This window comes from Chitinophaga sp. 30R24 (genome assembly GCF_049056765.1).
Classification (GTDB): domain Bacteria; phylum Bacteroidota; class Bacteroidia; order Chitinophagales; family Chitinophagaceae; genus Chitinophaga.
On record NZ_JBJGXX010000001.1, the window covers coordinates 1 to 17,491 of the forward strand.

At 45.7% G+C, this 17,491-nt stretch carries 15 protein-coding genes and 1 pseudogene; 9 read left to right on the forward strand and 7 right to left on the reverse strand.

Annotated elements, in window-relative coordinates:
- The 3 genes and pseudogenes from ACDQ55_RS00005 to ACDQ55_RS00015 form a co-directional block, all read left to right on the forward strand.
- A pseudogene (locus ACDQ55_RS00005) lies at window positions 1-241 on the forward strand (hypothetical protein); the annotation flags it as partial.
- Window positions 242-252: 11 nt separating this feature from the next.
- Entirely contained in the window at window positions 253-462 is a 210-nt protein-coding gene (locus ACDQ55_RS00010) for a hypothetical protein (RefSeq protein ID WP_420978943.1), read from the forward strand.
- Between the two features lie 193 nt (window positions 463-655).
- Window positions 656-1,222, forward strand: a complete 567-nt coding sequence (locus tag ACDQ55_RS00015) for a DinB family protein (protein WP_420978944.1) — start codon at window positions 656-658, stop codon at window positions 1,220-1,222.
- 183 nt (window positions 1,223-1,405) lie between these two features.
- On the opposite strand, the gene ACDQ55_RS00020 is transcribed toward ACDQ55_RS00015, so the two are convergent.
- From ACDQ55_RS00020 to ACDQ55_RS00045, 6 genes are all read right to left on the reverse strand, one after another.
- Complete coding sequence (locus tag ACDQ55_RS00020; protein WP_420978945.1) at window positions 1,406-3,295, reverse strand: M1 family metallopeptidase; 1,890 nt, start codon at window positions 3,293-3,295, stop codon at window positions 1,406-1,408.
- Window positions 3,296-3,372: 77 nt separating this feature from the next.
- Window positions 3,373-4,443 (reverse strand): winged helix DNA-binding domain-containing protein, encoded by a 1,071-nt coding sequence (locus ACDQ55_RS00025; protein WP_420978946.1) that lies wholly within the window; start codon window positions 4,441-4,443, stop codon window positions 3,373-3,375.
- 55 nt (window positions 4,444-4,498) lie between these two features.
- The gene (gene rsmI / locus ACDQ55_RS00030; RefSeq protein ID WP_420978947.1) at window positions 4,499-5,167 is read right to left on the reverse strand and encodes a 16S rRNA (cytidine(1402)-2'-O)-methyltransferase; all 669 of its coding nucleotides are present in this window, start codon (window positions 5,165-5,167) and stop codon (window positions 4,499-4,501) included.
- Between the two features lie 153 nt (window positions 5,168-5,320).
- A complete protein-coding gene (purS, locus tag ACDQ55_RS00035; RefSeq protein ID WP_420978948.1) occupies window positions 5,321-5,566 on the reverse strand; it encodes a phosphoribosylformylglycinamidine synthase subunit PurS in 246 nt (81 codons plus the stop codon).
- Window positions 5,567-5,658: 92 nt separating this feature from the next.
- Entirely contained in the window at window positions 5,659-6,426 is a 768-nt protein-coding gene (gene pssA, locus ACDQ55_RS00040) for a CDP-diacylglycerol--serine O-phosphatidyltransferase (protein WP_420978949.1), read from the reverse strand.
- A gap of 206 nt (window positions 6,427-6,632) precedes the next feature.
- Entirely contained in the window at window positions 6,633-7,925 is a 1,293-nt protein-coding gene (locus ACDQ55_RS00045) for an aminopeptidase P N-terminal domain-containing protein (protein WP_420978950.1), read from the reverse strand.
- Window positions 7,926-8,285: 360 nt separating this feature from the next.
- Between ACDQ55_RS00045 and pckA the strand changes: the two genes are divergently transcribed.
- The 4 genes from pckA to ACDQ55_RS00065 all read left to right on the forward strand — a co-directional run bounded on the left by pckA (window position 8,286) and on the right by ACDQ55_RS00065 (window position 13,670).
- Window positions 8,286-9,887, forward strand: a complete 1,602-nt coding sequence (pckA, locus tag ACDQ55_RS00050) for a phosphoenolpyruvate carboxykinase (ATP) (RefSeq protein ID WP_420978951.1) — start codon at window positions 8,286-8,288, stop codon at window positions 9,885-9,887.
- 184 nt (window positions 9,888-10,071) lie between these two features.
- Window positions 10,072-10,959, forward strand: coding sequence for a bifunctional methylenetetrahydrofolate dehydrogenase/methenyltetrahydrofolate cyclohydrolase FolD (gene folD, locus ACDQ55_RS00055; protein ID WP_420978952.1), 888 nt, complete (start codon window positions 10,072-10,074; stop codon window positions 10,957-10,959).
- A 35-nt stretch (window positions 10,960-10,994) separates the two neighbouring features.
- Window positions 10,995-11,624, forward strand: a complete 630-nt coding sequence (locus tag ACDQ55_RS00060; protein WP_420978953.1) for a 7-carboxy-7-deazaguanine synthase QueE — start codon at window positions 10,995-10,997, stop codon at window positions 11,622-11,624.
- Between the two features lie 159 nt (window positions 11,625-11,783).
- Window positions 11,784-13,670, forward strand: coding sequence for an OmpA family protein (locus tag ACDQ55_RS00065; RefSeq protein ID WP_420978954.1), 1,887 nt, complete (start codon window positions 11,784-11,786; stop codon window positions 13,668-13,670).
- Window positions 13,671-13,733: 63 nt separating this feature from the next.
- On the opposite strand, the gene ACDQ55_RS00070 is transcribed toward ACDQ55_RS00065, so the two are convergent.
- Window positions 13,734-14,540 (reverse strand): 5'-nucleotidase, lipoprotein e(P4) family, encoded by an 807-nt coding sequence (locus ACDQ55_RS00070; RefSeq protein ID WP_420978955.1) that lies wholly within the window; start codon window positions 14,538-14,540, stop codon window positions 13,734-13,736.
- Between the two features lie 90 nt (window positions 14,541-14,630).
- Here ACDQ55_RS00070 and dprA point away from each other — a divergent pair, with 90 nt between their 5' ends.
- Both dprA and guaB read left to right on the forward strand, forming a co-directional pair.
- Entirely contained in the window at window positions 14,631-15,746 is a 1,116-nt protein-coding gene (gene dprA, locus ACDQ55_RS00075) for a DNA-processing protein DprA (RefSeq protein ID WP_420978956.1), read from the forward strand.
- A gap of 225 nt (window positions 15,747-15,971) precedes the next feature.
- A complete protein-coding gene (gene guaB / locus ACDQ55_RS00080) occupies window positions 15,972-17,444 on the forward strand; it encodes an IMP dehydrogenase (RefSeq protein WP_420978957.1) in 1,473 nt (490 codons plus the stop codon).
- The last annotated feature ends 47 nt before the right edge of the window (window positions 17,445-17,491 follow it).

Sequence of the window (17,491 nt, forward strand, 5' to 3'; positions counted from 1 at the left end):
AGGCCTCCTGTTACTGGGTAAGCTACTTTTTGGCTGGAACCACCATCAACGCTCCTGGGGCGATAAATGGAACCGCGGCCGGGAATGGAAAGCCCGCTTTAAAGAAAAAATGGCCACTATGACGCCGGAAGAACGGGAGAAAATGAGAGAACAACTCAGCAACCGCTGCAGATCTGGTTTTGGTAGATGGCAAAAAGAAGAATGGGACGATTTCAAAAAAGAAGAAAAAGAAACCCACTAAATCATACTGCTATGATAGGCATATTCAAAACCAATGTAGGCAACCCGGAAGAACGTCAGCAGATGATACAGGCCATTTCGGCCAGCTTCCCTGTAGGCAATTGCCATGTAGACCTGGACGACTGCGACAAAGTATTACGCATCGCTGATTTGCAGGTAGAAGAGAAAACCATCGTAGATTTTGTTAAAAAACTAGGTTTTGAGTGCCAACCATTAGAATAAGATTAAAATTTCCTTTCCCTCCCCTATTTTTTGTCCAAAAAATATCTATTTTATTATATATTGAAATATTTTTTATATAAAATGAAGTTGGCCGGCTCGCAAATCTGATGTAACTTCAAATGACTGCCGTGGCCCGGGTATATTAATGAGGCGCCAGGTTATGTGTTTTTGGAACCCTCTAAATTAATTTCCTATGTACCTGAACCAGCACGAAATCAAATCTCTCTTAAACAAGAGCTTCGACGACTTCATAGATTTCGTTAATATGTTGCCAGACATACGTTTTACCGCCTCCCCCTACGGTAAATGGTCGGCCGGACAACAACTGGATCATCTTACTAAATCCATCAAACCTGTGAGCAGCGCTTTGGGATATCCCAAATTAACCCTGCTTTATTTTGGAACAAGTAACACCCCTTCCCGTACTTACGAGCAATTGGTAACCGATTACCAGGATGTGCTGGATAATGGCGGCAAAACCAGCCGAGCCTATCAACCCGGAGTGATTTATCCCACCCAGCGGCCAGCCCTCATTCAGAGCTTCCTGACACAAAAAATGAAACTTAATAATAGATTGTCGAAATGGTCCGAAAAAGACCTCGACAAGTACCGTTTGCCCCATCCCATGCTCGGCAAAATCACCGTCAGGGAAATGATGTATTATCTTGCCCACCACAATCAGCACCATCTGGCAAAAATCCAGGACCAGGAGCTTAAGGGCCATACCTGGCAAAACCAATTACAACAACTTATTTTTTGATTTTTTCTTCTTCATTTATCCCTACCTATTAGTCATCGATGGCAGGTGTTCTCGTCTATATTCACAACAACCTTCTACAATCAGGCACCAGCGTACTCATTGCTCCGCTGGCTGCACCAAAGGGAATAAAAAAACCGGGTTACCATCATCATGACGATAACCCGGCTCCACCTATGTAAAATATCAGGATACAGCTTTGTTATTACTTCTATCCATATCTGCCATACGCTGGCTCGGATCAATTTCCAGCTCCTGGATATCCGATAACGGCGTATCTACCTCTACTTCGTAAGTAGGGCTGGTCCAGTACCAAACATTGTCTACAACACGCTTAATGCTTGGAGTTTCATTAGGCTTCTCTCCATACATAATAGACAATGGAATATAATGCAACACTTTATTACCACTCTTATCTGTTACCATGAAGTCGATCGGCATTGGCATGTAACCGATCCTGCGCAGGCGCACAATGGTTTTATTACCTCTTCCATATACGCTATCGATACCGTAATCGATATGTTTTGTGGAATTGATAAAATATTGTTTGTACCAATCCAGCTCAATACCGCTTTCTTTTTCCATTACACGGATAAAATCGTTGGCATTCGGATGCTTAAAGCGCCACTCCTTGTAGTAACGCAGCAGGCCGTTATCCCGGTTTTGGGCGCCAATCACATATCCCAGCTGTTCCAGAAATACCGCTCCTTTAGAATAAGCGGTGAGGCTATATCCATAGTTGGTGTTATAATGGTCGGCATGGGTGGTTGCGGGCTCTTCAAACGGACTTCTGGCCAAAGCAAAATAGCCCATATAAGCATCTTCCTGTGCATTTTGGTCTTTCAGGGAGTCGATAGTGTTATGGATCACATTGTTCTCTGCCCAGGTAGTAAACCCTTCGTCCATCCAAGGATACAAGCTTTCGTTAGTAGCCAGCATCCCCTGGTACCAGCTATGCATCCATTCGTGCATTGCCACACCATATAATCCATCCATCTTACCATTGCCCATAATGAGAGTAGACATCGGATATTCCATACCGCCATCTCCACCTTGAATAAAGGAATACTGCGCATATGGATAAACACCGTAATGAGCCTTGATATAACTGTAAGCAGCCGGAATCATTTTAGCCAGCTGTGGCCAGGTATTGTGGGTATATTCATTGTCGATGTACAGGAAATGCGCCGTAAAGCTGTCCACTTTCTGGGTAATATGTTTATAATCTGGATCTGCAGCCCACATAAAGTCATGCACATTGGGTGCAATGAAATGCCAGGTAAGCGTGTTGCCGGCTGGCCTGTTTACTTTAGTGCCAGGAGTTTCATACCCATAACCAATCTGGTTGGGATTTTGGAGGTAACCAGTACCGCCTAGCACATATTTCTTATCGATGGTGATTTTTACGTCGTAATCGCCCCAAACACCATAAAATTCACGCGCTATATAGGGAGTGGCATGCCAGCCTTCATAGTCGTATTCGCACATTTTAGGGTACCATTGCGCCATGGAAAAGTCTACTCCTTCGGAATTATTACGACCGCTGCGACGGATCTGCACGGGTACCTGGGCCTCAAATTCCATATCGAACACCGTTTTGGAATGTGGCAGGATAGGCTTATCCAGCGGTACTTCCAGGATGGTTTCCACCACTTTGAAATCCTGTGGCTTACCATCACGTTTCAGGGAGATGATTTTCTGGTAGCCGATTTCATTGGGCTTCAGCTTCGAAATGCGGTCGCGTACCCGGTTATCCCAGTCGAGGCGCTCATTGCCTTTTTTATCCTTACCGATCACAATTTTGCCAAGTTCCCGACTGCGCACATCCATCATACTGCCCGGCTGGAAAGCATTCCAATAGAGATGATAAAAAACTTTTTTCAGGGTATCGGGAGAATTATTATAGTATTCCAGGTGCTGTTGCCCCTTGAACTGGTTGTCAGGTGCATCCACCTTTACATCCATAGTATATTTTACTCTTTGTTGCCAGCGGTCTGACTGCGCGCTGGATTGTAACCAACTACCTGCCAGCATTGCGATAGCCAGACAACTGCCTGTTGTAACCCGATACTTCATTCGTTTCATTTTGATTAAACAGCTAAAATAAACATCATTTACTTATTTTGAAATAACCGGGCAGCTTATTTATGAGGTTAACAAAAACCAGCTAATTGTAATCCCATAAAAACGGCATATTGATGGGCAGCTTGCTCAAAAGCGGATAATTCGGCTTTCTTAAGGGGTTGGAAAGGATCGGTAGCAATAGTGACCGTGTCTTTTTTAAAAGTGCGTTTCCAGACGCCTACCACCTGGCCATTGTGCACCATAATAGGATTAAAGATACCGTTCAGCGTAATTACCCGGCTGACATAGCGCATATCTATCAACGGACTGCGGTCTTTATAACCAATAAAAAATTCATCGAAAGCGGGTAACAGAAAGGCAGTATCGGCAGGAGGCTTACTTTTACCGGGAGCCATCCAATACTGCTGTTGATGGATGTGCTGTGCAACGAGCTGGTGTTGAGCTGCTTCCAGGCCCAACCTGGCAGCAGCCACCGGCAATCCAGACCACTGGGCAAAATCGGCTAACGTAGCCGGGCCATGGCTCTTAAAGTAGCGGTAGGCCAGGGTTTGCAAAGCCGTTTCCCTGCTTAATGTAGTTGTATCCGGATACCATTCATCCAACAATACATACGTAAGCTGCTTTCCTTTAAGCGGCCCATTACAAATAAGGGCGTTTATGGCAGCATGGTACAGGATGTGGTTCATCCGGTTTTCATCCGTATTGATCCCCTTTTTTTGCAACAAGGCCACCAACTCTTTGCGGGTAAGGGCCATCCCTCCTTCTAAAGCTTGCCGGAGCACTTGCCCGGTTCTCTTAAAATAAGCTGCATCCAGCCCTAATTTACGGTGCATACTGCCCATACGGGTCATAACAGATGACTCTGCCAACTGCAGCATCCAGCGAAGGTCGGCAGCAGCCACCCAGTGCAGGGTACCCCGGAAAATAGTAGTGCGGATAATGGTTTTATTGCAGATAGCTGCTTCAATATCATTGTTGGTAATACCAGGCAAGCGTATACCTATGCCCCATTTACTGCTGGCATATTCCTGCGCCTGCATGGCGCCCAGACAGGCCACTATCTCGTGGGGCTGTGTAAAAGGTGTTGCTATTAACTGCTGATGTAATAATCGTTGTGGGGCAATATCAGTAACAACCATGATTATATGCTTTATGGTGCAAAACAATGTCAACGAAATAACAACTGTATGTCAGTTACCCCAGGCCCTGTACCACCACTACAATTTCGCCTTTCACCCCTTTTTCTGCATAGTAGTCGTGTACTTCCTGCAAGGTACCGCGTTTGTTTTCCTCAAACATTTTAGTGAGTTCCCGGCTTACGCAGCAAGGACGGTCTGGTCCGAAGTACTGAATCAGATCTGCCAGGGTTTTTACTAACCGCATGGGCGACTCGTAAAAAACAAGGGTCCGTTCTTCTGTAGCCAGTTGGGTGAACAGGGTATGCCGTCCTTTCTTCAGCGGCAAAAATCCTTCAAAGGCAAAGCGGTTCATAGGAATGCCGCTGTTTACCAAGGCGGGTACGAAAGCGGTGGCGCCGGGCAAACATTCTACCGGCACACCGGCACGGGTGCATTCCCTCACCAGCAGAAATCCCGGATCAGATACACCTGGGGTACCAGCATCGGTAAGCAGTGCCATCACTTTACCCGCCTGGAGCTGTTCCAACAAGTGCTGTACTATTTTATGTTCATTATGCTGGTGGTAGGGAGTAATGGGTTTATCGATCTGGTAATGCCGCAATAGCACACTGGAAGTACGGGTATCTTCCGCCAGGATCAGGTTGGCTTCTTCCAGTACTTTTACCGCCCTATAGGTAATATCGCCCAGGTTGCCGATGGGAGAGGGAACAAGGTATAATTTCATAATGCCAAGAGGATTACATGCTGCGAAGGCACAAAGCAACAAAGTTCGCAAAAGCGGGAAGACTATCAGGGATCAAAACGGTTGGTTATTCATCCTGCCTTCTTCGCTCCTTTGCGAACTTTGTTGCTTTGCGCCTTTTGCAGACGCAATTAGTTATTGTATTTGTACGTCAAAAGATTCCATTACCTGGTTTGCCAGCAGCTTCTGGCAGGCATTTTCAGCAATCTGCCTTGCTTCTTCCTGGCTGGCGGCCTCTATTTGCAGCGTAATGTGTTTACCAATACGTACATCCTGTACCTGGCCCAGGCCAAGATTCTTAAGACCACCCATCACCGCTTTGCCTTGCGGATCTAATAATTCTTTCAGTGGCATCACATTGATAAGTGCAGTAAAAGTCATTGTACTTGAAATTTTGCCGCAAACCTACATCAAAAATTTTGGAATTTCTTGATTTTGGGATTTTGCACCGCCCTCAATATCCCGGAAAATGGCTATACGGGTTGTACTTTAGGTGGTACGGCAACAGATAATATTACATAACAAATAAATACGAAAGGCACCGCAGCAAATTGCAATAAAGGAATGCTCACGAGGGTGAGCAATATCAGTAAGAGGCGGGGCCAGTTAGCGGCCAGGCTCTTGTGCTTAAATTTAAGGCTGATCATCGGTATTTCCGCCACCATCAGGTAACACAGCAAAGCAATGGTAACGTATAATACCCAGATATTTTGCAGCCAATGCGCCAGATTAAACGGATTAAATAAAACGATCAGCGGAAAAGACGCTACCAGTAAAGCGACTGCCGGTGTAGGCACCCCAATGAAGTGCTCCGACTGGCGGGTATCTATATTGAACTTTGCCAACCGGTAAGCGGCAAAACAAGGTAGCAATAAAGCCGGCGCAAGGTTAAACATTGATACGTCGAAAACATCTGGTTGCTGGAAATAAGCACTGCGTAATAACCGGTACAGTATCATGCCAGGCGCCACACCAAAAGTTACCACATCTGCCAGTGAATCCAATTCTTTTCCCATAGGCCCCTGTACACCCAGCAAGCGGGCTACCATGCCATCAAAGAAATCAAAAATACCGGCCAGTACTACCAGTGTAGAAGCCCAGTATATGGGCTCCGGGCTAATAATCGTATAATCGGCGCCGTTAATCTCTGCGCGGTATTCCGGCGCATGCAAAATGCAGATGATAGCCAAGGCACCACAAAAAAGGTTAGATAGGGTAAGAATATTGGGTATTTGTTTCATTATACGATGTGATTCAATGATTTTATTGATGATCCTGATGAGCGAAGATAAGAAGAGGAGATTAAAAATAATGATAGTGATTTATTATATGATGGCGATTATAAATGACTTGAATAAAGATCATTTTAAAAAGAAAGTCGCAAAGGAAACGGAGGCATCCCCTCTTTTATCCCTTTGCGACTTCGGATTATTTATTAGGTGATGAACTATTTCATCAGGGCTTCAATTTCATCGGCCGTAATAGGAATATTCTTCATCAGATCCACATTACCATCGGCAGTGAGCCAGATATTATTTTCGATGCGGATACCCATTTGTTCCTGTTCTATATAGATACCAGGTTCAACGGTCATTACTGCCCCTACCGGGATAGGTTTGTAAAAAGAAGGCCCCAGGTCGTGCACATCCACACCCAGATGATGGGAAATACCATGGTACAGGTATTTGCGGTAAGCTGGCGATTCAGGATCTTGATTTTTCACTTCTTCCTCAGTGAGGATACCCAGTTTAATAAACTCTTTTGTAGCTTCCTCGCCTACCATTTCATGGTATTTAGCGATCGTCATGCCTGGGCGCAGAATAGCTTTAGCATAATTGTGCAGGTGCAAACAGGCATTGTATACCTCGCGCTGGCGGGGTGTAAACTTACCATTTACAGGAATAGTACGGGTAAGGTCGGCATTGTACCCGCCATACTCTGCACCGAAGTCCATCAATATCAGTTCCCCATCTTTGCATTCCTGGTTATTAGCAATGTAGTGCAAAGTGCGGGCACGGTCGCCAGACGCAATGATAGAGCCATACGCTTCGCCGCCGGAACGGTTGCGCAGGAACTCGTGCATAATTTCCGCATGTATTTCATGTTCCCACACGCCGGGCTTAACGAATTTCAGGATACGGCGGAAAGTTTTTTCTGTGATATCCATCGCTTCCTGCACTACCTTGATCTCTTCCGGTGTTTTTACAGCACGCAGATCCTTAAAGATCGTTGCAGCACGCAGGTAATTATGCAATGGGTAACGCAGTTTCATTTCCTGCACATAACGGTAATCCCTTACCGGCAACTGATGAGTGGGCTTCCGGTTATTTTCGTTGGTATTCAGGTAGATGTTAGTAGCATCGTGCACCCATTGCTGCAGCAAAGCATCCAGGGCATCCAGCCATACTACAGTAGACATGCTGGAGATGGCATATGCTTCGTCTTTGCGCAATCTGTGCCCATCCCACTTCTCTTTTAACTCGTTAGGCCGCACCAGTACCAATACCTCACGGTACTTAGGGTCTGGATTATCCGGAAACAGTACCACCATCGTATCTTCCTGATCAATACCTGTTAGCCAATACAGATCCGAGTTCTGCTTAAACTTATACAAGGCATCTCCATTGGTAGGTAGTTCATCATTGGAGTTGATAATAGCTATAGATTGTGGCTTCATTTCAGCCACAAAACGCTGCCGGTTCTTTACGAACAGCTGCGAATCCAAGGGCAGATTCTTCATATCACATTAATTTCAAATTCAATTGAGGCTCCAAACCTATGTAAAATTTCGCACTTAAGGATTTTAGAATGTCGGAATTTAATTTTCCCCAACAGGTTCCGCTATATTTTTCTAAACGTTTAACAAACAGGTCAAAAAATCCATCCTCCTTGGTAATATTTACTTGCGGATAATTAATGTTATATTCTCTTGATTTCGCTTAGATAATCCTGCAAGGAAACCGGCACATTTTGAAGATATCGCAACGATTACAGCCATTTAAGACCCTTACTTCTAAATTTTGATGGTATAACACGGATAAAATTTGATAATATCAAAAAATCACTAGTTTTGCTTTTACACCAAAACAATCTTGCATTTATGCAAATGAGTAGCGTAAGGAATCCTCTTGCAGGCTTACGGGAACTTGGTATAGACAACGTAGCAAATATACACTACCAACTTTCTCCCGAAGAACTGGCAGAACAAACCGTCGCCAGCAAACAAGGGGTATATACAGATACAGGAGCACTGGCTGTTAATACCGGGGAATACACCGGCAGGTCTCCGAAAGACAAATTTATCGTAAAAGACAGCATCACATCGAACAGCGTAAACTGGACCGATTTTAACAATCCTATCTCTGAAGAAAACTTTGATCGCTTATACAGTAAAATTACCCGCTACTTCAGTGGAAAAGAAGTGTGGGTACGCGATTGCTATGCCTGTGCTGATAAAAAATACCGTATCAACATCAGAGTGATCACAGAACTCCCCTGGTCTAACCTGTTTGCCTACAACATGTTCTTACGGCCTTCCGAAGAAGAACTGGAAAACTTGCATGCCGACTGGACGGTGATACAGGCGCCGGGCTGCCTGGCTGATCCAGCAACTGATGGCACACGCCAACAGAACTTCTCTGTGGTGAACTTCACCAAAAAAATGATCATTATTGGCGGTAGCGCTTATACCGGCGAGATTAAGAAAGGAATCTTTACTATCCTGAACTTTGTATTGCCATACAATAAAAATGTATTGAGCATGCATTGCTCTGCCAATATTGGCGAAAAAGGCGATACGGCTATCTTCTTTGGTTTGAGCGGCACCGGTAAAACTACCCTTAGTGCAGATCCTGCCCGCAAACTCATCGGCGACGACGAACACGGTTGGACAGCGACCAATGTATTCAACTTTGAAGGAGGATGCTATGCAAAGGTGATTGATCTTTCTGAAGAAAAAGAGCCCCAGATCTTCCGTGCTGTGCGCGAAGGTGCGTTGCTGGAAAACATTATGTTCTTCCCCGGCACCAACAAGGTAGATTATACAGATAAAACGATCACGGAAAATACCCGGGTTTCCTATCCGCTGAATTACATCGACAATGCACTGGAACCATCCATCGGGGGCGTTCCTAAAAATATATTCTTCCTTACAGCAGACGCCTATGGCGTATTACCGCCCATATCAAAGCTTTCTCCCGGCCAGGCTATGTATCAGTTTATTTCTGGCTACACTGCCAAAGTAGCCGGTACAGAAGCAGGTGTTACAGAGCCGAAATCTACATTCAGCGCTTGCTTTGGCGCGCCTTTCATGCCACTGCATCCGGCGCAGTATGCCCAAATGCTCGGCGAAAAGATGCGCGAAAACAAGGCGAACGTATGGTTAATCAATACCGGCTGGACAGGCGGCGCTTATGGTACCGGCAGCCGTATTAAACTGGCTTATACCCGCGCCATGATCACCGCTGCGTTAAACGGCAGCCTCGATAACGAAACATTCCACACACATCCTGTATTCGGTTATTCCATTCCCCACCATTGCGAAGGCGTTCCAGACGAGCTCCTCGATCCCCGCAATACCTGGGAAGATAAAGCCGCATACGATGCACAGGTAAAAAAACTGGCCGAACAGTTTATCCGCAACTTCGAGAAATTCGCGGACGCTGCAGATGCAGAAATACTGGCCGCTACTCCCATCATATAACTTAATGACCATATTTTAGTTTAGCCTTATAAATTCCACTTTCGTAAGTTCTGACGGGCGCAATGCCTGAGCCAAACAAGTTCTTTTTATAGCACTTGTTTGGCTGAACTTCAATAAACCTGCCCCCTACCTTCCCCATCTAAATCACCAAAAATCATTTAAATCATAATCCTTACCTTTGCACATGCAAATTTTAGACGGTAAACTAGTTTCTGAGGCTGTTAAAGCCCAATTAGCCATTAAAGTGGCTGAATTAAAGGCCGCTGGCAAGAAGGTTCCTCACCTGGCAGCCATATTGGTAGGTAATAATCCTGCAAGTGAAACCTATGTAGCATCCAAAGTGAAATCATGTGCAGAATGCGGATACAATTCCACCTTGCTACGCTTTGATGCTCAAATCTCTGAAAAACACCTGCTGGATCAGATCATTCTCCTGAACGAAAATCCGGATGTAGATGGCATACTGGTACAATTGCCTTTACCTAAGCATATCAACGAGGAACTGGTGATCAACACCATTGATCCCAGTAAAGATGTGGATGGTTTCCACCCAATGAACGTTGGTAAAATGGTAAGCGGATTGCCCGCTTTTATACCTGCCACTCCTTACGGCATCATGCTGATGCTAGAACATTATAATATTCCTACCAAAGGTAAGCATGCCGTAGTGATCGGCCGTAGTCATATTGTAGGAACACCTATCAGTATTTTACTGAGTAGGAACACCAATCCAGGCAACTGCACCGTTACATTAACCCACTCCCATACCCACAATTTAGCAGAGATCTGCCGCCAGGCGGATATCATTGTGGCCGCTATCGGAAAGCCGGACTTTGTAACCGCAGACATGGTAAAAGAAGGCGCCGTTATTATCGACGTAGGTATTAACCGTGTGGAAGATGCTACCAAAAAAAGCGGTTTCCGCTTGAAAGGAGATGTGAAATTTGATGAAGTAGCGCCTAAAAGCAGCTATATTACCCCCGTACCAGGCGGCGTAGGTCCTATGACCATCGCAGCATTGCTCAAAAATACCTATCACGCCGCCATTGGCCTGAAAGGAAGTATGAATTAATATAAAGCCGGTTGAAAAAACCGACCTTTGTAAACATGTCTGTTTTTACTACAAATAGTATCAATACCAATATGCTCCCTCTGATGGAGCGTTTTTACACCTTGCAGGGCGAAGGCTACTATCAGGGCCAGGCCGCTTATTTTATCCGGCTGGGTGGTTGTGATGTAGGTTGTGTCTGGTGCGATGTAAAAGATAGCTGGGATGCCGGTAAACATCCACAGGTAGCTATATCGGATATTACAACAGCAGCAGCCCGCTTTCCCGGACGCATTGCTGTAGTTACCGGTGGCGAACCATTATTACATCAACTCGATGCACTTACCGAAAGCCTCCACCAGGAAGGTTTCCGGACACATATCGAAACATCTGGCTCTTCTCCCCTCAGCGGACAATGGGACTGGATCACTTTATCTCCTAAAAAATTTAAAGCGCCGCTACCAGAAATCTGTGCAGTTGCGCATGAACTGAAAGTAGTGATCTTTAATAAAACCGACTTTGCCTGGGCCGAAAAATACGCCGCACTGGCGGGTGAACATTGTAAACTATACCTGCAGCCAGAATGGGAACGCAGCACAGAAATGACGCCGCTGATTACCGAATACATCAAGGAACATCCACAATGGACCCTTTCATTGCAGATACATAAATATATCAACGTTCCCTAATGTGCCGGTAATTTACCAGACACTCTCTAATAAAAATAGCGCGAAGACTTATGCAACTATAACAGCATAGGTCTTCGCGCTTGATATTTTTATCCTCCCCTCTCTACTGCAACACTTTTTTCCAATGTAATTTCGTTAATTACAACACGAACCAACACCATGAAAAGAACCACCCTGTTACTAACTGGCTTTATGCTTTGTTCCTGGCTGTCATTACAGGCGCAAACAGTTACCTATGAAACCGCCCCTAAAAAGGCAAAGGCCAGCTTTGACCGTGCAATTGACGCTACCCGCAATTACCAAAACCAAAATGCTATAGATTTCTTGCAGGAAGCCATTAAAGAAGCCCCCAATTTCACAGACGCCTATGGGCAGATGGGATTATGCTATATGGACATGAAAAATTATAGCGCCGCTGTTACCGCTTTCAGCAAACTGCAACAACTCGATAGCAGCGCCGTACGTATGATAGCAGTACCTTATTCCAAAGCTATGGCCGGTACCGGAAATTTCGTAGGGGCGTTACAGTTAATCAACCAGTACCTCGCCAAATCCAAAAGTGCCAACGCAGAAAAGTTGAAAATCAATTATGAATTTGCCGTAAACAACAGCCGGCAAAATGTGCCCTTCCATCCGGAAAACCTGGGAAACCCGGTCAACAGCAAAGAACTGGAATATTTCCCGTCCCTCACCATCGATAGTAAAACCCTGATCTTCACCAGGCGCTTAAATGGCCGCAATGAAGATTTCTATATCACGCACCGGGAAAACGACACCTGGTCTGTAGCTCAAAATATGGGTGAACCCGTAAACTCCTCATTCAATGAAGGCGCACAAAACATTTCACAAGATGGTACCTTGTTGGTATTTACCGGCTGCGACTTTCCGGAAGGCAAAGGCAGCTGCGATCTCTATTACTCAGAAAAAACACCGGCAGGCTGGACGCCCCCCAAAAACCTCGGAGCGCCCATCAACACAAGGGATTGGGAGTCTCAACCCTGTCTCAGCACCGATAAACAAACACTTTATTTTGCACGTCAAACACCAGATAACAGTTCAGATATATTTGTGACCCACCGGTTACCTAACGGGCAATGGAGCAATCCGCAGCCGATGGGGCCCAACATCAACACCAAAGGCCGCGAAACTACGCCATTCATACATGCCGACGGACAAACGCTCTATTTTGCCTCCGATGGACTTCCGGGATATGGCGGCATGGATATCTTCTATTCCCGCCGGCAACCCGATGGGAGCTGGGGGCCGGCCACCAACCTGGGATACCCCATTAACACCATCGATGAAGACGGCACCATGGTAGTAGCCGCAGATGGCAAAACTGCCTATTTCGCCTCCGACCGGTCTGATAGCCGCGGCGGCCTCGATATCTATCAATTTGAACTATACCCGGAAGCCCGGCCCCTGCAAACCTTGTATGTAAAAGGATACGTGTATGATACACTGACGCATCAACGCATTAATGCCACGATCAATGTAACAGACCTGCAAGGCGGCTATTCCATTGCCACCATACCAACCGGCAACAATGGCGAATACCTGGCCCCATTGCCGGTAGGCAAGGATTACGCCCTACATGTAAATAAAAAAGGTTATCTCTTTTATTCAGATAATTTTTCCCTGAAAGACCATAACCCCGGCGTTCCTTTTGAAAAGAACGTTCCCCTGCAACCACTCGCTGCCAACGCCAGTATTGTACTACACAATATATTCTTTGACAGCAAACAATACCATCTCAACCCTTCCTCTGTTACTGAGCTGGACAGGCTGGTATCTTTACTGCAGGAAAATCCTACTGTAAAAATTGAAATCGCCGGTTATACAGACAATGTAGGTACTAATAAAGACAACCAGTTATTGTCTGAAAACCGCGCTAAAGCAGTTGTTACCTATTTAATCGAAAAAGGTATTGCCGCTAACCGACTTACCGCTAAAGGATATGGCGAAAACAATCCCGTGGCAGGCAATGATACAGAAGAAGGAAAAGCGGCCAACAGGCGCACCGTATTCCGTATCCTCAGCTTATAAAAACAACAGCGGAGAACGGTGTGCAGAACTGCACACCGTTCTCCGCTGATCTTAAAAAAGGGATTAATAATTCCTCAACCGGCTTTGTAACATAGAATCTTTTTGCGCTGTAGTAAGTTTATATTGATAGTTATATAACGCTCCTTCCCAGTCGCCATACATAGGATTAGGCAACAAAATGAAGCGGGCACCATAGTTAGGGGCAGCTTGTAAAGCAGCTGCATTGCGTGCTTCGTAAGGTTGCTTATCGAAGATAGCGGAAAAATCGCTCAGATTGTCTCCAAATAACATCACAATATCAAATTGCTGCGCTACCTGCTGCCTGCGTGGCTCTTTACCAGAAGTAGTTGTTCTGAGCAATAGATGCTGATCGTCTGTATATGGGAATTGGTAACGCTGCAGATTTTTTAACGTAACCGCTCTTTCACTTTCACTTCTGTTGGTGATATAAAACACTTCCACCCCTTTAGAGGCAGCATATTTAAAAAAAGAAGGTGCACCGGGAACAGTATCCGCAGCAACTTTGGCAGTCCATTCCATCCAACTTTTATCATCGTAGCCTTTGCCTGCCAACGCCTGGTGCACACTGTAAGGACTGTTGTCCAGCACGGTTTCATCAATATCCGTTACCACTGCCAGCGGTTTAGCTCCTTTGGTTTGCAGATACTGATCGAGTTTTAAGGCGGCCAGCTGATATGCCTGCAGGCACAATGCCTTATATTCTCCGGATTGTTGCTGCCACAGCGCCGCCCAGGCCGGGCCACCCGGGATTAACTTTGTAGGGGTAGTGGTATCGGTAACCACTTTAGTGGTTTTACAGGCAAACATACCTGTCAGCAATATACCTGTCAGTATCCATTTTATTTTCATAAAAAATACATTGGTCGCTACAAAAATAAATCATGCTATCCACAAAAGTACCGCAGGAAAATTGTAAATTAATTGGAAATATTGTTTGTTATGTCCCAGGAATTAATGTACCAGATGGCATTAACCCGGATTCCCCTGATCGGAGACGTTATTATTAAAAAGCTGTTGGAGCATTTTAACAGCGCAGGCAACATCTTCAAAGCCCGTAAACATGAACTGGAAAAAATTGATGCTGTTGGCACCATAAGGGCGGCGGCCCTCCGTAATTTCCGTGATTTTGATGTTATCCTGGAGGAAATAGCATTTATGGAGAAATACAGGATACAAGCGTTATTCTGCACTGATCCGGCTTACCCACAAAGACTGCTCCATTGCTACGATAATCCGGCAATGCTGTATTATAAAGGCGAGGCGTCCCTGAATCCTGCCAGGATAGTAAATATAGTAGGTACCCGGCATCCCAGCGCCTATGGCAAAACAGTTTGCGAAAACCTGGTAAAAGAACTGGTTGCAGCAGGCATTACTATCGTGAGCGGCCTGGCATATGGTATTGATATCATTGCACACAAAACCGCACTGGCTGCGCAATCCCCTACGATCGCAGTACTGGCGCACGGGCTAGACCGCATCTACCCTTCGGCACATAAACAAATAGCGGTACAAATGCTGGAACAGGGTGGACTACTGACAGACTTCATGAGCCAAACCTTGCCCGATAAACAGAATTTTCCGAAACGGAACCGCATCGTAGCCGGCATCTGCGATGCAACCATTGTCATAGAAAGCGGCATCCGGGGCGGATCACTGATTACAGCCGATCTGGCTAACGGTTACAACCGGGAAGTATGCTGCGTGCCCGGCCGTATCCTTGACCCGCAATCGGCCGGTTGCAATGATCTGATCAAACAACATAAAGCTGTGTTAATCAACGGCGCCCAGGATGTGTTGGAACTCATGGGCTGGAAGGAGTCTCTCCAGGTTTTGCCCGCGGGTGGCGTACAAGTTGCTTTATTTCCGGAACTATCTGCCGACGAGCAGGAAATAATGGCACTGTTCCGCGAGAAATCCATGCTGCACCTGGAAGAACTGTACCTGCGTACCCGGTTGTCTGGCAGCCAGATTGCCACGGCAGTATTTAATCTGGAAATGCAGAGCGTATTAAAGAGCTTACCAGGTCAATTATATGAGCTGGCTACCAGTGGCTAAAAGCCAGCAGTCGATTGCTTATCTTCCCCATATGCGGTTAATAATTTGTTAATGGTGTCAGATTAACACTACTCCGGGAGTGTCGATAAAAAGCAAGCTGCTGGCAGTTTATAGCGGATGCCAGCGTACTGTTAGCGGTGGTCTGCTGGCAGCAAGATTTTATTTATTACGTAATAAGGCGTACATTTGCGTGCAATTATTTAATAACTGATTAATAGTTGCATCATGCCTGCGGGAAAATCTAAACCCAAATTTGTAGCTGACGGACTTACATTTGATGATGTGCTCCTTGTACCGGCCTACTCAGAAGTTCTGCCTAAAGAAGTAAATATCTCTACGCAATTAACAAAAAACATTCGACTGAACATACCTATGGTATCTGCAGCGATGGATACTGTTACGGAAGCCACGCTAGCCATTGCGCTGGCGAGGGAGGGTGGAATCGGGATTCTCCACAAAAACATGAGCATCGAACGCCAGGCCGAAATGGTAAGACGCGTAAAGCGTAGCGAAAGCGGTTTGATCCTGGACCCTGTTACCCTGAAAGCAGAAGCCACCATTGGCGAAGCATTGAGGCTGATGAAGGAAAATGGTATTGGTGGTATTCCGGTTATCAACGACGATAATAAGCTGGTGGGTATCCTGACCAACAGGGACCTCCGCTTTGAAAGAAATAAGAAACGCCTTGTAAAGGAAGTAATGACCAGTGAAAACCTGATCACTGCTCCTGAAGGCACCGACCTTAAAAAGGCAGAAAAAATCCTCCAGCAATATAAAATTGAAAAATTACCCGTTGTAAATAAGCAAGGTAAACTGGCCGGATTGATCACATACCGTGATATCCTCCAATTAACCAGCTACCCTAACGCAGTAAAAGACGAATTTGGCCGTTTACTGGTAGGCGCTGCATTGGGCATTACCGCCGACTTGTTTGATCGCGCGCAGGCATTGATTAATGTAGGCGTGGATGTAGTTTGTCTCGACAGCTCCCATGGTCATTCTGTAGCGGTGTTGAACAGCCTGAAAAAATTAAAGAAAACCTTCCCTAAGCTGCAGGTGATTGCAGGTAACGTAGCTACTGCAAACGGTGCGCTGGCACTGGCACAGGCAGGAGCAGACGCAGTAAAAGTAGGAGTAGGGCCAGGTTCTATCTGTACCACCCGTATTGTTACCGGCGCAGGTTATCCACAACTGTCTGCTGTTATGGAAGCTTCCGAAGCATTGAAAAAGCTGGGTATCCCGGTAATTGCCGACGGAGGTATCCGTTATACCGGCGATATGGTGAAAGCACTGGCAGCAGGCGCATCTACCGTGATGGCAGGTTCTATCTTTGCCGGCGTAGAAGAAAGCCCCGGAGAAACCATCATCTACGAAGGACGCAAATTTAAATCCTATCGCGGCATGGGCTCTATCGAAGCCATGCAGGAAGGCAGTAAAGACCGTTACTTCCAGGACGAAGATGATATTAAGAAATTGGTACCAGAAGGCATCGTGGGCCGTGTTCCATATAAAGGTATGCTGTCTGAAATTGTACAGCAATTTGTAGGTGGCTTACGCGCAGGTATGGGCCTTACCGGTTCTAAAGACGTAAAAGCTTTACAGGAAGCGCAGTTCATCAAAATTACTGCAGCTACTGTAAAAGAAAACCATCCGCACGACGTGGTAATCACCAAAGAAGCACCAAACTATAGCCGCTAATCACAAAAGGCTGGCAATTAATAATTCATGAGACGCCCCGTTACGAA

Excerpts from the sequence above, each read along its gene's own strand:
- ACDQ55_RS00010 (WP_420978943.1), top strand. The coding sequence starts at position 253 with ATGATAGGCATATTCAAAACCAATGTAGGCAACCCGGAAGAACGTCAG.
- ACDQ55_RS00015 (WP_420978944.1), top strand. The coding sequence starts at position 656 with ATGTACCTGAACCAGCACGAAATCAAATCTCTCTTAAACAAGAGCTTC.
- ACDQ55_RS00020 (WP_420978945.1), bottom strand. The coding sequence starts at position 3,295 with ATGAAGTATCGGGTTACAACAGGCAGTTGTCTGGCTATCGCAATGCTG.
- ACDQ55_RS00025 (WP_420978946.1), bottom strand. The coding sequence starts at position 4,443 with ATGGTTGTTACTGATATTGCCCCACAACGATTATTACATCAGCAGTTA.
- rsmI (WP_420978947.1), bottom strand. The coding sequence starts at position 5,167 with ATGAAATTATACCTTGTTCCCTCTCCCATCGGCAACCTGGGCGATATT.
- purS (WP_420978948.1), bottom strand. The coding sequence starts at position 5,566 with ATGACTTTTACTGCACTTATCAATGTGATGCCACTGAAAGAATTATTA.
- pssA (WP_420978949.1), bottom strand. The coding sequence starts at position 6,426 with ATGAAACAAATACCCAATATTCTTACCCTATCTAACCTTTTTTGTGGT.
- ACDQ55_RS00045 (WP_420978950.1), bottom strand. The coding sequence starts at position 7,925 with ATGAAGAATCTGCCCTTGGATTCGCAGCTGTTCGTAAAGAACCGGCAG.
- pckA (WP_420978951.1), top strand. The coding sequence starts at position 8,286 with ATGCAAATGAGTAGCGTAAGGAATCCTCTTGCAGGCTTACGGGAACTT.
- folD (WP_420978952.1), top strand. The coding sequence starts at position 10,072 with ATGCAAATTTTAGACGGTAAACTAGTTTCTGAGGCTGTTAAAGCCCAA.
- ACDQ55_RS00060 (WP_420978953.1), top strand. The coding sequence starts at position 10,995 with ATGTCTGTTTTTACTACAAATAGTATCAATACCAATATGCTCCCTCTG.
- ACDQ55_RS00065 (WP_420978954.1), top strand. The coding sequence starts at position 11,784 with ATGAAAAGAACCACCCTGTTACTAACTGGCTTTATGCTTTGTTCCTGG.
- ACDQ55_RS00070 (WP_420978955.1), bottom strand. The coding sequence starts at position 14,540 with ATGAAAATAAAATGGATACTGACAGGTATATTGCTGACAGGTATGTTT.
- dprA (WP_420978956.1), top strand. The coding sequence starts at position 14,631 with ATGTCCCAGGAATTAATGTACCAGATGGCATTAACCCGGATTCCCCTG.
- guaB (WP_420978957.1), top strand. The coding sequence starts at position 15,972 with ATGCCTGCGGGAAAATCTAAACCCAAATTTGTAGCTGACGGACTTACA.